Consider the following 14,694-nt stretch of genomic DNA (forward strand, 5'->3'; position numbering starts at 1 on the left):
GTCCTCATACTGGGCGTATTCGGGCGATCCGACAACGCGGCGAGGTGCCGTAGCTGTCGTCGTGCGCCCGCCGGGGATTACGGGACAGCCCTTAGGGGCCGCGCTCCGATCACGCGGCGCCCCCCGGAACACCGCGGCGCGGCCGTTCAGGCGAAAGCGGGGTCGGTGAAGCGTGTGCGGTCGGCGGCGTGTCGACAGAAAGGCTGTGAATCCGCCGAACTTGCCGCATCTGCCGCTGATCGCGCCGATGCTCGCGACCCCCGGAACCCTGCCGGCCGCCGGACAGGACATGCGCTGGGCTTACGAGACGAAGCAGGACGGTCAGCGTGCCGTCGTCTATCTGCCCGGGGACGGCACGGTGCTGCTGCGGGCCCGCTCGGGCGATGACATCACGGCCGCCTATCCGGAACTGCGGACGCTCGGCGGCGTTCTCGGCACGACCGCGGCGGTCCTGGACGGTGAGGTGCTGGTCCTGGACGAACAGGGCCGGGGCGACTTCCAGCTCCTGCAGTCGCGGATGGGGCTCGCCCGGTCGCCGGACAAGGCCGCTCGGGCCGCGGACCGGGCGCCCGCTCATCTCGTCCTGTTCGACGTGATGCGTCTGGGAGGCGATCTCACGGGCCTGCGCTACGCGCGGCGGCGGCAGACCTTGGAGAGCCTGTCCCTCGACGGCCCGTTCTGGTCCACGCCGGCGGCGCTCGTGGGGCACGGGGACCAGGCCCTGCGGGCGACGCGGGAGAGCGGTCTGGAGGGGCTGGTCTGCAAGCGGCTGGACTCGGTGTACGAGCCCGGCGTGCGCTCGCGGTCCTGGATCAAGATCCGCAACATGAGGACCGCGGACGTCCTCGTCGGCGGCTGGGTCCCCGGGAAGGGGCGGCTGTCGAGACTGCCCGGCGCCCTGCTCATGGGCCAGCGCGACGCCGGGAGGCTGCGCTATGTCGGGAGCGTGGGCACCGGCTGGAGCGAGACCGAGCGCGCCGAACTCGCCCGTCTCCTGAGGGCCGCCGAGACCGGCCGCTGCCCCTTCGACAGTCTCCCGCGTGCGGCCGAGGCGCGCTGGGTGCTGCCCCGGCTGGTGGGCGAGGTCCGCTACAGCACCCGTACCCGTGCCGGACTGCTGCGCCAGCCGTCGTGGCTGCGGCTACGTCCCGACCTCGCTCCCGAGAACTCGGCCGCCGATCTGCCGGAGGCGTGACAGCCGATCCGCCGGAGGCGTGACAGGCCGATCTTCCGGGGGTATGACAGTCGAACTCCCGGAGGCGTGACACGAGGCAACGTGAAGGAGCCGGCCGCGCGCGGCGGCCGGCTCCTCACGTCCCGGTCAGGTTCTGCCGGGTCCGCCGCTGCCGAAGGACCCGCTGGATCCCGGTTGCCAGCGCTTACGATGCTGGTCATCAGCGTGTTTGGTACTCGCGGAGTGCATGTTGTACGGCAACAGCCGCTCGCTCTCGTCCGCGGCGTGCGGAACCTCGTCGGGTTCTCGCATCTCCCGCTCCTCGTGCACCGCCCCGCCGTCGGGCAGCCTGGGCTGCTCCTCGGGAGTGGGCGGGCGCGATTCCAGGTTCCGCACCCTGATGCCCATCCGGACGGCCCAGACGAGCGCGCCGGCGATGATGAGGCCGCCGATGAAGGCGGCGCCCGCGTTCAGCGTCGAACTTGCTGCGATCAGATCGTGGCTCGCGGTGTACATGGTGTTCGCGTACCCCCAATACCAGGGGAAATGTGCGTACTAGTCCGTCAGCGACGGCCATTCCATTGTATTCCGGATCATTCCGAACGGTACGCCGCGGGCCGGAACAGGATCATTCCGGACGGTGCGCCACGGCCCCGAACATCGTCACGGACATGTGCAGACCGCCCTGTCGCGCGGCCTCCGTGAGTTCCTCGTACAGGCGGTCGCGCTGCGTCTCGCCGATGAGTCCACGGCGCAGCGCCGAATCGCCGAGCATGCGGATGAGCGGCCACGCGACCGATTTGTGATCCTGGAGCAGGGCTTGGGATCCGCGGTCGTCGACCACCATCCCGGCGGCCGTCAGCCGTCCCACCAGCTTGCGTCCGGAGTACGGGTCGGCGGCCGCTGACAGCGCGCCGGTGGTGAGCGCGGCGATCGTCTCGGGGTCGCCGGGGTGCAGGATCGTGGTCGCCCAGTCGGTGTCCAGCAGGGCGACCCGCCCGCCGGGGCGCAGCACGCGCGCTATCTCGAAGACGGCCTTCTCCGGCTCGACGAGGTGCTGGAGCACCCGCTCGCACCACACCACGTCGACCGTGGCGTCCGGCAGCGGAAGGGCGAGGGCGTCACCGTCGGCGAAGCGGGCGGCGCTGCGCTCCTCGGTCCCCCGCTGTTCGGCCACGGCGCGCAGTCCGGGGTTCGGTTCGATGCCGAGCACCCGGCCGCGGGGACCCACGGCGGCCGCGAGACGCCGGGTCTGCGAGCCGGTGCCCGCGCCGATGTCGAGCGCCCGCTCGCCCGGGCGTACGGCCAGTGCCGCGTGAGCCCAGGAACGCAGGCGCTGTACGCCGTCGTTGACGTCCTGAGCATCCAGGGCGCCCACCAGACGGGTGGTGCTGTCCGCGCTGGTGTTCTGCGCGTGGAATTCCGAGGTAGGTCGCGTGTCCCCCATGGCCGTCACTCTAGAACCACCAAGGTCCATTCCGTATTCAGATCACTATTCAGATTGTGTAACGCCTCAAGGCCGGTGTGACAAAAGCGAGCGCAAGCACCGCAATGATCACCAGTACGCCGCCGCCGGCGACCGCGGCGGGTGCCCCGAAGGCCGAGCCGGCCGTGCCGTGCAGGACGTCGGCAACGCGCGGGCCGCCCACGACGACGACCGTGAACACGCCTTGGAGGCGCCCGCGCATCTCGTCGGTGGCGGCGGAGAGCAGGATCGCGCCGCGGAAGACCATGGAGACCATGTCGGCGACCCCGGCCATGGCCAGGAAGGCCACGGCGACCCACAGGCTGTCGCTGAGCCCGAACCCGGTGATGGCCGCGCCCCAGGCGGCGACGGAGAGGATGACCATCAGACCGTGCCGGCGGGCGCGGGAGAAGGTGCCCGACATCAGTCCGCCGAGGACCGCGCCGATGGGGACCGCCGCGAACAGCAGCCCGAGCGCGAGCCCCTCTCCGTACGGGGCGTACGTCTCGGCGGCGAGCTGCGGGAACAGGGCGCGCGGCATGCCGAGGACCATGGCGATGATGTCGGCGAGGAAGGACAGCAGCAGCACCTTGTGCAGGGCGATGTAGCGGAAACCGGCCACCACTTCGCGCAGCCCCGCGCGCTGGGCGGACGCTGCCGTGAGGGGTGGCAGCGCGGGGAGCCGCAGGACGGCCCACACGGTGACGCACAGGGCGAGGGCGTCGATCAGATAGAGCTCGGGCAGGCCGATGAGGGGAATGAGCGCACCGGCGAGCATCGGTCCGGCCACCGAGCCGGTCTGCATGACGGTCGCGCCGAGCGCGTTGGCGGCGGGCAGTTCGTCCGCCGGGACGAGCCGGGCGATGGACGCGCTGCGGGCCGGGGAGTTGAGACCGAAGAACGCCTGCTGAACGGCGAGCAGGACCATCAGGACGAGCACCGACTCCAGTCCGATGGCGGCCTGGACCCAGAAGAGCAGGGAGGTGACGGCTATGCCGGTGTTCGTGAGGAGGAGCAGCTTGCGGCGGTCCATGCTGTCGGCGATCGCGCCGCCCCACAGGGCGAAGACCACCAGCGGCAGCAGGCCGGCGAGGCTGGCGTAGCCGACCCAGGCCGAGGAGCCGGTGATGTCGTAGATCTGCTTGGGCACGGCGACGGCGGTGAGCTGGCTGCCCACGGAGGTGACGGCGGTCGAGGTCCACAGCCTGCGGTAGGCCGGCCGGCGCAGCGGCCGGGTGTCCATGGCCCAGCGACGCCATCCGGAGCGGCCGGGCCGCTCGGCTTCCGCGCTCCCGTCGGGCGTCGCGGCGCCGTTGTCCGTACTGCTCTGGCTCGTGTCCACGCTCACCCTGATTGCTCGATACATCTTTCGATTCGGGGATCACTATGGCCGAGCGTGAGCGGCTTGTGTCCCCCGGGGGACCGGATTGGTGCACCGGGCGCCCCGCGCCGGGCCGCGCGGGACGGACGTACGACCGGTGTACGGCGGCTCAGGCGCCGGCGATCAGGGTGGCGCCCATCGCGATCATCGTCGTGGCGACCAGGCCGTCCAGCACGCGCCAGGACGCGGGCCGGGCCAGGAAGCGGCCGAGCAGCCGGGCGCCGAACCCGAGGGCCGCGAACCAGCACAGACTGGCGAGCGCCGCGCCGAGACCGAACGTCCAGCGCAGTGATCCGCGGTCGGCCGCGAGCGAGCCCAGCAGGAACACGGTGTCGAGGTAGACGTGCGGGTTGAGCCAGGTCAGGGCGAGGCAGGTGAGGACGGCGCGGCGCCAGGAGCCCGGGGACCCGGTCGCCGCCCGCAGGGCCGAGGGCCTCAGCACCCGCCGGGCGGCGAGAACGCCGTAGCCGATGAGGAAACAGCCGCCGATCAGCCCGACCGCCGTGAGCGCCGCGGGCCAGGCCACCACGATCGCGCCGACCCCGCCGACCCCGAGCGCGATGAGCAGCGCGTCGGACAGGGCGCAGATTCCCACCACGGCGAGGACGGCGTCGCGGCGCACGCCCTGGCGCAGGACGAAGGCGTTCTGGGCGCCGATGGCGACGATGAGGGAGAGACCGGTGCCGAATCCGGCGACCGCGGTGGTGAGGGCGTCTGTCATGTCTTCGACGCTAGAAAGCGGATCGCCAGGAGTACAGCTAAAGATTCTTACGTATCATTAGCGCTTGTGATGGCGGAGCTCCCCCTCGACCAGGTGCGCACGCTGCTCGCGGTGGTCGACGAGGGCACCTTCGACGCGGCGGCCACGGCGCTCCATGTGACGCCCTCGGCGGTGAGCCAGCGGGTCAAGTCACTCGAACAGCGCACCGGACGGGTCCTGCTGACACGGACGAAGCCGGTGCGGCCGACCGAGTCCGGCGAGATCGTGGTGCGATTCGCGCGCCGGCTCGCCCGGCTGGAGCGCGACGCGCACGCCGAACTCGGCATGTCCGGATCAGGTGAGCCCACCCGGCTGTCGATCGCGGTGAACGCCGACTCGCTCGCGACCTGGTTCCTGCCGGCGCTCTCCCGGGTGCCGCCGGAGCTCCGGCTCTGCTTCGAGCTGCGCCGCGAGGACGAGGACCACACCGCCGCCCTGCTGCGCGCGGGAACGGTGATGGCGGCGGTGACCTCGTCGCCCGATGCGGTGGCCGGCTGCTCCGTCCGGGCCCTGGGACGGCTGCGCTATCTGCCGGTGGCGAGTCCCGGCTTCGCCGAGCAGTGGCTCGGGACCCCGCCCGGCACCCCGCAGCGCGAGGCCCTCGGCGCGGCCCCCGTGGTGGCCTTCGACCGCAACGACGGCTTCCAGGACGACTTCGTCCGCGCCTTCGCGGGCGGTCCGGGAGCGAGCGCCCTGCGCCACTTCGTCCCCTCCTCGGAAGGCTTCGTCGCCGCCGTCGTGGCCGGAATGGGCTGGGGCATGGTGCCCGAGGTGCAGGCCGGACCGCTGCTGCGCGCCAGGAGGCTGGTCCACCTCGTACCGGGCAAGGGCGTCGACGTTCCGCTGTTCTGGCAGCAGTGGAAGCTCGACTTCCCCGCGCTCGGCGCGCTGGCCGAGGCCGTGGCGGCCGTCGCCGCCGAGACGCTGGCGCCCGGCCCGGCTTCCTGAATCACTCGCTTCCGGACAGCTCCCGAACCACGCCCGACCCGGTATGTTCACGCTGGGCACATCCGGGCGCGGCCGGTGAGAATGGCCTCACGTCCTGGTGCCGCGGAGGACGTCGAGGTGCGGTCAGCGACCTGAGAGGCGCATTCTTGCTGTGTTACCCCCTTGGCGGCGGGCGGACGAGGGCAGATCGATGACAGGGAGCGCCGAGCGCGATGGCCAGGCGCTGGACAGCCTGGCCGCCCTGCTCAGTGACGCCGTGACGGACGCGATCAGGGCGGCCCGCGGCTTCGCGGGCGGCGTCTATCTGCGCTCCGGAACGCCCGGACTCCTGCGTCTCGCCGTGCTGGCGGGGCTTCCGAGCCCCCTCTTCCGCCCCTGGTGGCGGATGCACGTGGACCGGCCGTTTCCGGTCGCGGACGCCCATCGGCTCGGTGTGGAGGTGCTGCTCGCCGATCCGGCCGAGACGATGCGCCGCTATCCGCAGCTCGCGGCGGGACTTCCGTTCCAGTTCGGTTCGCTCTACGTTCCGGTCGTGGGCGACTCCACCCCGTACGGCGTCCTCACGGTGCTGCGCCCGCCCGCCTCGGACGCCACGGAGGTCCTGCCCGACCGCGACCGGATGACAGCGGTGGCGGAGGAACTGGGAGCCGGACTGGCGCTGCTGGACAAGGACGGCTCGCCGGTCCTGTGGGACGGCGAGCCCCTCGGCACCCGGCCCCCCGCCGACGGCCCGTCCACCCGCTGTGTCGGGGGCTTCACCTGGGATCCCGGCGACGGCACACTGATCGCCGACGACGCCCTGTGGGCGCTCCTCGGGATCCCTCAGGAGGACTTCGCGGGGACGCCGGAGGCCTTCGCGGACGCGCTGGCCCACGACGAACCCCGCTTGTTGCTGGCCGCGCTGCGCGAGACGGCGGCCGGCCGGCCGCCGCCGCATCCCATGCCGGTACGCACCGGCAACGGCGGACTGCGGCTCCTCGAACTGTGGACGGCGGGGGGAGCGGGTGTCCCGCCGTACCGGGTCAGCGGCGCGCTCGTCGACCCGGGACCGGGACCGGCGGCGGACGGAGCGGCCGACCAGCTCCCGGAGGGCGTCTTCGCGATCGACCGGCTCGGGCTGATCACCTACGCCAATCCACGCGCCGCCGACCTGCTCGGCCGTCCGCGCGCCGAGCTGCTGGGGCGGCTGCTGTGGGACGTGGTGCCCTGGATGGACCGCCCCGCGTACGAGGATCATCTGCGCAGCGCGCTGCTTTCGCCGGACCCGGTGCACTTCCGGGCCCGGAGCCCGCTGGGGAACGGCACCGAGACCTCCCCGGGGGACACGGCGGGAACCTGGCTGAGCTTCTCCGTCTTTCCCGGGCCCCGCGGTGTGACCTGCAAGATCATGCCGCTGGGGCGGGCCGCGGAGGCCTCCGGGAACGCTCCGTTCGAAGCGGAGGCGACGCAGGCCGTACGGGCCGACCTGGAGGAACCGGACGCCGGTGTCACGGGCACGGCACCGCAGTACCGGCCCATCGTCCTCGCGATCGCGCTGACCGAGGCCGTGACCGCACGGCAGGTGTCCGAGGTGGTGATGCGCGAGCTGCTGCCGGCGTTCGGAAGCCGCCGCCTCGCCATCTATCTGCTCCAGGACCGCCGGCTCTATCTGGCCTGGGAGACCGGCTTCCCGCAAGGGTTCCTCGCCCCCTTCGACGGCGTGGGCCTGGACGCCAAACTCCCCGGGGTCGAGACGCTCACCAGCGGCCGGCCGCTCTTCTTCGAGTCGATGCAACAACTCGCCGCCGCCTATCCGGGCATCGACCTGGACGCCACGGTCGGGGCCCGCGCCTTCCTTCCGCTCATCGCCTCCGGGCGGCCGGTCGGCTCCTGCATCCTCGGGTTCGACCGGCCCCGCACCTTCAGCACCGAGGAGCGTACGGTCCTCACCGCGCTCGCCGGTCTGATCGCGCAGTCCCTGGAACGGGCTCGGCGCTACGACAACGAGTCCGCGCTCGCCCGCGGGCTCCAGGAGGCCCTGCTGCCGCACCGTCTGTCGGCGCATCCTCTGGTGCAGACGGCGGGCCGCTATCTGCCCGGTACCGTCGGCATGGACGTGGGCGGCGACTGGTACGACGTCGTCGAGGCCGGCGACGGGCTCGCCCTCGTGATCGGGGACGTACAGGGGCACGGTGTCCAGGCCGCCGCCACCATGGGTCAACTCCGCAGCGCGGTACGGGCGTTCGCCCTCGGCGACCATCCTCCGGACGAGGTGATGAGCGGCACCAACCGGCTGCTCATCGACCTCGACCCGGGCCAGTTCGCGAGTTGCTGCTACGTCCGGGTCGACCCGCTGACCGGGGTCGCGCAGGCCGCCCGGGCCGGGCATCCGCAGCCGCTGCTGCGCCATCCCGACGGCCGCACCGAGGTCCTGGACCTGCCCGGCGGTGTGGTGCTCGGTGTCGACCCGCTGGCCGACTACCCCGTGACGGATCTGATGCTGGAACCGGAGGCCGTGCTGGCCCTGTACACGGACGGCCTGGTCGAACGGCCCGGCACCGACATCGACGAGGGGGTCGAGGCCCTTCGCGCGACCCTGGCCGCGGCGGGCCCCCCGCAGCACCTGAGATCGGGTGGACCGTCCCTGTCCAGCGCCGCCGATCTGCTCACCGCGGAGGCCCGGAAGGCCAACGAGCGCCCCGACGACATCGCCCTGCTGCTCACCACCCGGCGCGCGCCCCGAGGTGACGGACGCCAGTAGCCCGTGCGGTGAGCCTCCCCTGCCGGCCCGGCTTCGACGGGGTCAGTGGGCCGCGTCCGGGCGGGCCCGCTGTTCCGGGGCGAGTTCCAGGTCCACCGCCGCCAGGTTCAACTCCAGCCGGGCCACCGAGGAGGCTCCCGCCCGATCGTGCGTTGGCGCATGGTGGAGCTCCCGTCCGGGCCCGAAGCCCTCAGGCCCGAACGGGAGTCTGGAGCCTGAAGTGCTCTCCAGGTCAAGCCTTCTTGAACGGGCCCTCCAGAGCGGCCCACTGCAACAGCATGATGGTCTTGGCGTCGGCGATCTCCCCGGTGCGGACCATCGCCAGGGCGTCGCGGAAGGGAAGTTCGACCATTTCGATGTCCTCGCCCTCCTCGTCCAGCCCGCCGCCCTCATGGGTGCGGGTGGACGGGCCGTAGGAGGCGGCGTAGAAGCTCACCCGCTCGGTGACCGAACCCGGACTCATGTAGACGTCGAAGACGTGCTCGACCGCGCCGACGGTGTGCCCGGTCTCCTCGATGACCTCACGCCGTACCGCGACCTCGGGGTGCTCGTCCGCCTCGTCGAGCAGGCCGCCCGGTGTCTCGATCAGCATGCCGTCCGGATGCCCGTTGACATACACGGGATACCGGAACTGCCTGGTCAGCAGCACGGTTTCACGCTCGGTGTCGTACAGCAGGAGGGTGGCGCCGTTGCCGCGGTCGTGGGTCTCGCGTTCCTGGGTGCTCCAGGTTCCGTCGGCGAGCTGGAGGTCGAAGGTGGTGGTGCGCTCCACGTACCAGTGGCAGGACAGGAGTTGTACGTCGCGGATCTTGACCCGTGGATTGCCGGTGAGGTCGCGGCCCGCCCGGTCGAGTCCGGTGCGGCCGCGGCGGTCGGGGGTGTCGATGCCCGCGGTCATCGCGCGCCGGCCCGGTGGGCGCGGGAGATGTCGTTCATGGGCACTGTCTACCATCCCGAGACCAAGATCCCGGTCACAGCGGGCCTTCGCCCGTTTAGGCTCACGGCATGGAACAGACGGAGATCATCCTGCGCGCCATCGGCGTGCTCACCGAGACCAACGCCATGGTGCGCAGGATCGCCCAGGACGAGGAGGACGGGGTCGAGTCGGCCGAGAACAACCTGGGCGCGCTCGTCACCGAGGTGTTCCCGCGCGTCGAGGTGCCCGGCGACGCGGGTCCCGCCGAGGCCGGGCAGGCGGTGGCGGACGCCTATCTGCCCGCCGCCATCTCGTTGGTGGGCGCCTTCGCGTTCCTCTTCTCCGAACTCGCCGACCTCCACGACTCCGGTCGGACCGACGTCACGACGGCCGATCTGCTCCAGGATCTCGCCCTGCGCATGTCCCGGGCCGACAACACCTGACCACCGCGTCCGTCCCGGGCCGCCTCACCCGCAGGCAGGGCGTGGGGAACCCGGGTCGGCCGGGTACCCGCTGCCGACACGCGTTCCCCACGCCCTGGGCTCAACTATGAGTGGGCCCTGCCGACTTGAACGCGCCCGGCGGCGGGCCGGCCGCGTCGCGACGGCCTTCAGGAGTGCGGAACCACCGCCACCGGGCACGGCGCGTGGTGCATCACCGCGTGGGCCACCGAACCGATCCGCGCGCCCACCGCGGAGCGGTCGGCCCGGCGCCCGACGACCATCAACTGGGCCCGGTCGGAGAGGGACAGCAGCACCTGGCCGGCGCTGCCCATCTCGATGTGCTGGGTGACGGGCACCCCGGGGAAGCGTTCGCGCCAGGGCTGGAGCGCCTCGGCCAGCGCCTTCCTCTCGTACGGTTCCAGTCCGCCGACCTCGTCCAGCATCTTCAACGAGCCGGGGCTGTAGGCGAACACCGGCGGCAGGCTCCAGGCCCGTACGGCCCGCACCGCCGCGCCACGGGCCGCGGCGGTCTCGAACGCGAAACGAAGAGCGGCCGCGCCGTCCTCCGGCCCGCCCTGCTGGCCCACGACGATCTCCCGGCCGCCCGCTTCCGTCTCGGGGCGGTCCTCCGAACGCACCAGCACGACCGGGCAGGGCGCCTCGGAGATCACCCGCTGTCCGACGGAACCGAGCAGGAAGCCGACGAACGCGCCGTACCCGCGCGACCCGAGGACCAGTGTCCCGGTCTCCGCCGCCACGCCCAGCAGCGCCTCGACCACCTCGCCTCCGATGGAGTCGATCACGTCGACCGTCACCGGCAGGTCGCCGTGCCGGTCGGTCACCGTGCGGGCCGCGTCCTCGATCATGCCGCGCACCCAGCGTGCCTGGTCCTCCCGGTCACCACCGCCGACCATGTCGTGCGGCGGCCAGTGCCAGGCGTACACCACCCGCAGGGGCACATCCCGGCGTAGGGCCTCACGGCCCGCCCAGGCCAGCGCCGCCCTGCTCTCGGGCGATCCGTCCACGCCCACGGTGATCGGGTGGGTCATGCGCCTGCCTTCCGTCGCCGGCCCGCCTGTCCGGCCGGGTACTCGTCCATCCTGACCGGTCCAGTGTCCGCCACCGGCACCGGCGAACCCGCGGACCGGAGGGCGCGTGGTGCGCGACGGCGCATCCCGCGCACCACGGCCGGGGGCCGGGGTCCGCTGACACGGCCGCCCGCAGGACGGCACGCCGAAAGCGGCGGCACCCGGCTACGCCGACGCTCGGACCACGAGTTCCGGGTCGAAGATCAACGACGTGGGTTCGGTGCGTACACCCCGGATGTGCTCGTCGAGCAGGGCGGCCATCGCCGCGGCCATCTCCTCCACCGGCTGCCGCACCGTGGTCAGCGGGGGCCGGCACGTCACCGCCACGCTGGAGTCGTCGAAGCCGACGACCGCGACATCGTCCGGCACCCGTCTGCCCCGCTCCCGGAGCACCTGGCACACCCCCTGGGCCATCAGGTCGTTGGCCGCGAACACCCCGTCCACGTCCGGGTGTTCGGACAGCAGCCCGGACATCGCCGCCATGCCGCTGTCCAGGGTGAACCCGCCCTCGGCGACGGGAACGTACGGATGCCCTCCGCGGGCCATCGTGTCGCGGAACCCGGCGAGCCGGTCCTGGCTCGCGGCCACACCGAGCGGCCCGGTGACGGTGACGATCCGCCGGCACCCCCGGTTCAGCAGGTGCTCGGCCGCCAGCCGCGCCCCCTCACGGTGGGCGAGATCGACGTAGCTCAGCCGCACGGGGCGGGAGGGCCGGGCGAAGAGGACGGCGGGCAGCTCGGCGTCGGCGAGGAGTGCGGGCAGCGGGTCGTCGGCGTGGGTGGAGACGACGAGCGCGCCGTCGGCGCTGCCCTGCCTCAGATCGCTCAGTACCTGGCTCCTGGTCTCCGCGGACTCGGCGAACATCAGGAGCGGATGCATCGAGCGCGGACGCAGGTACCCCACCACGCCGCTGACGACCCGTCCGAAGAAGGGGTCCGCGAACACCCGTGCGGCGAAGGCGTTCTGCTCCTGTTCCGGGGTGTCGCCCGCGCCGGAGACGATCAGCGCCACCGTCTGGCTGCGCCGGGTCACCAGCGATCTGGCGGCCCGGTTGGGCGCGTACCCGGTCCGCTCGACGGCCTGACGCACCACTTCCTGAATCCCCGGGTCGACATTGCGGACACCGTTGATGACCCGGGACACGGTCGCGCGAGAGACTCCGGCCACCCGCGCGACATCCTCCAGCGTGGGAGCCTGTCTGCTCATGGCGGCACCCTAACGGCACGGCACCGCCTCGGGATAGAGCGCTCTCCCCGGCCGCCCCGGCGCTCAATCGGGGGCCCGGACCAGCACGGTGGCCGTCAGCGGCAGAGCGCCCGCGGAGCGGCCGGCGAGCACGCGGTAGGGGCCGGGCCGGGTGCGCCACGCGTGCTCGTCCGGTGCCCAGTGACGCAGCGCGCGGGCGGGTATCCGCACCGACACCGTGGCCCGCTCCCCCGGTTCAACGCTCACCGCGGTGTATCCGGCGAGCCATCGCTCCGGGCGGTCCAGGGGGCCGGGGGGTCCGGCGAGATAGACCTGGACGACCTCGCGTCCGCGTCGCGCGCCCGTGTTGCGCACCGCGACCCGCACGGTGAACGGCTCGCCGGCCACGATGCCCTCGGGGACGTCCAGCCCCTCGTACGCCCAGGTCGTGAAGCCGAGCCCGTGCCCGAACCAGTACGCCGGTTCACGGTCGTGGCGTGCCCAGGCGCGATAGCCGATGTGCAGCCCTTCCGCGTAGTCGAGGCGTCCGCCCCGGGGCCGGGTGCGGGTGACGGGCGCGTCGGCGAGGGCCGCCGCCCAGGTCGTCGGCAGCCGGCCGCCGGGTTCGGCGCGGCCGAACAGCACGTCGGCCAGGCCCGCGCCGCCCTCCTGCCCGGGGAACCAGGTCAGCAGTACGGCACCGGCCCGCGCGCGCCAGGGCAGTTCGACGGGTCCGCCGCTGTTGACGACGACGACCGTGCGCGGTTTGGCGGCGGTCACCGCCCGCACCAGCTCGTCCTGTCGTCCGCCGAGCCCGAGGTCCGTCCGGTCGTAGCCCTCCGACTCTCCGTGTTCGGTGGTGCCGACGACCACGATCGCCGCGTCCGCCGCCCCGGCCGCCCGCGTCGCGTCGGCCAGGGCCGCCGCGTCGTCGGGGCGCGGTGGGGCAGCGGTGACGACGGTGGCCCGTCCGGTCCCGGGTGCCAGTTCACGGCGCGCCACGACCCGCGCCGGGCGTCCGGCCGTGAGCGGCACCCGCACACAGTGGACGGGCGGGTTCACATGGACGACCGCCGGATCGTCGGTCTCCATGCCGAACTCCCCGTCCAGGCAGACGTGTTCGTCGACCGTGACGCTCAGGCGACCGAACCCGCCGACACCGAGCGTCCATGGCCCCGAGGTTCCCGGAAGCAGGAGCGCGCTGATCTCGACCGTGTGCGCGCCGGGTTCGAGCGGTGGCTCCAACTGGCGTCCGCTGCGTCGGTGTTCGGAGTGCAGTTCCAGCCCCGCCGCGTCCAGCAGGCGCAGGCGGACCCCGGGGTTGCCCGTGACCGGATCGGCGCACAGGTCCGGCGTCAGGGGTGGCGGAGGGGCGTCCGTCGAGGGGCCGGGTGCGTACACGACACGCACGTCGTCGCCGAGCGCCGCCCTGATGCCGTCCAACGGCGTGACGACCCGCTCGGGGAAGACCCCCGCGCTGCCGCCGCCCTGGGTGCGCGGCCGCGCGGCGTGCGCTCCGATCACGGCGACACGGCGCAACCGGCCGGGGTCGAGCGGGAGGACATCGCGGTTGTGCAGCAGGACGGCGCTCGCGGCGACGGCGCGCCGCAGCAGCGCACGTGCGGCGACGCGACGGGGGGCGGGCGGGTCGGCCCCCGGCGACTCCGGCGCGGACGGCGGCTCCAGCGGCTCCGACGGCACCGGCGACGCCGGTTCCGGCGCGGACGGCGGCTCGCCGAGGGCGCCGCAGGCCGCGGCGAGGCCGAGCAGCCGCCGCACCTTGTCGTCGACGGCCGCCTGCGGAACACGCCCCGCTTCCACGGCCCGTACCAACTCCTGCCCCCAGGCGCTCTCCGGCCCCGGCATCGCGAGATCGAGGCCGGCGCGCGCGGCCGGGTCGCCGGAGCGCACGGCGCCCCAGTCGGAGACCACCACGCCCTCGAAGCCCCATTCCCGTTTCAGCGGGTCGGTGAGCAGCGGACTCGCACTCATCGTGGCGCCGTTGACGCCGTTGTACCCGGCCATGACGACCCGGACGCCGGCCTGGACGGCCGCCTCGAACGGTGCCAGATACACCTCCCGCAGGACCCGCTCGGACACCCGGACGTCGACGGTCAGGCGGTCGGTCTCGGAGTCGTTGGCCACGTAGTGCTTGGCGGTGGCGGCCACACCGTGTGCCTGGATGCCCCGGACGAGCGCGGCGCCGGTGCGGCCGGTCAGCTCGGGGTCCTCGGAGAAACACTCGAAGTGCCGCCCGCCCAACGGCGTCCGGTGCAGGTTGAGGGTGGGCGCGAGGACCACGTCGACGCCCTTGCGGCGCGCCTCGGCGGCGAGCAGACCGCCGAGACGCTCCAGCAGTTCCTCGTCCCACAGGGCGCCGAGGGCGGACGCGGAGGGCAGCAGCAGAGCGGGATCGCGCTCGTCCCAGGACTGTCCGCGTACTCCGGCGGGACCGTCCGACAGGACCATCTCCCGCAACCCCAGGGCCGGTTCGGCCCGGGTGCGCCAGGTGGTCGCGCCGGTCAGCAGCCGGACCTTCTCACGGAGCGTGAGTTTACCGAGGAGCCGCTCACGCTCCGCCTCGTCGTCCATGC

The 14,694-nt window shown here is 72.9% G+C and carries 12 protein-coding genes; 4 read left to right on the top strand and 8 right to left on the bottom strand.

The features are described 5' to 3' along the window. The first annotated feature begins 247 nt into the window (after positions 1–247). Positions 248–1,195: an ATP-dependent DNA ligase gene (locus ACIQRL_RS39900; RefSeq protein ID WP_401341219.1), complete on the top strand. Its 948-nt coding sequence runs from the start codon at positions 248–250 to the stop codon at positions 1,193–1,195. A gap of 126 nt (positions 1,196–1,321) precedes the next feature. Here ACIQRL_RS39900 and ACIQRL_RS39905 read toward each other — a convergent pair whose 3' ends face one another. The 4 genes from ACIQRL_RS39905 to ACIQRL_RS39920 form a co-directional block, all read right to left on the bottom strand. Beyond that, positions 1,322–1,690 carry a DUF6479 family protein gene (locus ACIQRL_RS39905; RefSeq protein ID WP_401341068.1) on the bottom strand — a complete coding sequence of 123 codons (369 nt, stop codon included), beginning with the start codon at positions 1,688–1,690 and terminating at the stop codon, positions 1,322–1,324. A 112-nt stretch (positions 1,691–1,802) separates the two neighbouring features. Further along, the gene (locus tag ACIQRL_RS39910) at positions 1,803–2,621 is read right to left on the bottom strand and encodes a methyltransferase domain-containing protein (RefSeq protein ID WP_401341070.1); all 819 of its coding nucleotides are present in this window, start codon (positions 2,619–2,621) and stop codon (positions 1,803–1,805) included. A gap of 49 nt (positions 2,622–2,670) precedes the next feature. After that, positions 2,671–3,981: an MFS transporter gene (locus ACIQRL_RS39915; RefSeq protein WP_401341220.1), complete on the bottom strand. Its 1,311-nt coding sequence runs from the start codon at positions 3,979–3,981 to the stop codon at positions 2,671–2,673. Positions 3,982–4,129: 148 nt separating this feature from the next. After that, positions 4,130–4,741, bottom strand: coding sequence for a LysE/ArgO family amino acid transporter (locus ACIQRL_RS39920; protein WP_401341072.1), 612 nt, complete (start codon positions 4,739–4,741; stop codon positions 4,130–4,132). A gap of 66 nt (positions 4,742–4,807) precedes the next feature. Here ACIQRL_RS39920 and ACIQRL_RS39925 point away from each other — a divergent pair, with 66 nt between their 5' ends. After that, the gene (locus ACIQRL_RS39925; RefSeq protein ID WP_401341075.1) at positions 4,808–5,728 is read left to right on the top strand and encodes a LysR family transcriptional regulator ArgP; all 921 of its coding nucleotides are present in this window, start codon (positions 4,808–4,810) and stop codon (positions 5,726–5,728) included. 190 nt (positions 5,729–5,918) lie between these two features. Then, the gene (locus ACIQRL_RS39930) at positions 5,919–8,468 is read left to right on the top strand and encodes a SpoIIE family protein phosphatase (protein WP_401341077.1); all 2,550 of its coding nucleotides are present in this window, start codon (positions 5,919–5,921) and stop codon (positions 8,466–8,468) included. A gap of 232 nt (positions 8,469–8,700) precedes the next feature. Here ACIQRL_RS39930 and ACIQRL_RS39935 read toward each other — a convergent pair whose 3' ends face one another. After that, complete coding sequence (locus ACIQRL_RS39935; protein WP_401341080.1) at positions 8,701–9,366, bottom strand: NUDIX domain-containing protein; 666 nt, start codon at positions 9,364–9,366, stop codon at positions 8,701–8,703. 107 nt (positions 9,367–9,473) lie between these two features. Between ACIQRL_RS39935 and ACIQRL_RS39940 the strand changes: the two genes are divergently transcribed. Beyond that, positions 9,474–9,827, top strand: coding sequence for a hypothetical protein (locus tag ACIQRL_RS39940; protein WP_261707414.1), 354 nt, complete (start codon positions 9,474–9,476; stop codon positions 9,825–9,827). A 167-nt stretch (positions 9,828–9,994) separates the two neighbouring features. Here ACIQRL_RS39940 and ACIQRL_RS39945 read toward each other — a convergent pair whose 3' ends face one another. The 3 genes from ACIQRL_RS39945 to ACIQRL_RS39955 form a co-directional block, all read right to left on the bottom strand. Then, positions 9,995–10,876 carry a universal stress protein gene (locus ACIQRL_RS39945; protein ID WP_401341083.1) on the bottom strand — a complete coding sequence of 294 codons (882 nt, stop codon included), beginning with the start codon at positions 10,874–10,876 and terminating at the stop codon, positions 9,995–9,997. 204 nt (positions 10,877–11,080) lie between these two features. Beyond that, complete coding sequence (locus ACIQRL_RS39950) at positions 11,081–12,121, bottom strand: LacI family DNA-binding transcriptional regulator (RefSeq protein WP_401341085.1); 1,041 nt, start codon at positions 12,119–12,121, stop codon at positions 11,081–11,083. A gap of 63 nt (positions 12,122–12,184) precedes the next feature. Continuing rightward, on the bottom strand, positions 12,185–14,692 hold the full coding sequence (locus ACIQRL_RS39955) for a glycoside hydrolase family 3 C-terminal domain-containing protein (protein WP_401341087.1): 2,508 nt from the start codon (positions 14,690–14,692) through the stop codon (positions 12,185–12,187). Positions 14,693–14,694: the final 2 nt, after the last annotated feature.

The sequence above is a fragment of the Streptomyces sp. NPDC091209 genome (assembly GCF_044757755.1).
Lineage (GTDB): Bacteria > Actinomycetota > Actinomycetes > Streptomycetales > Streptomycetaceae > Streptomyces.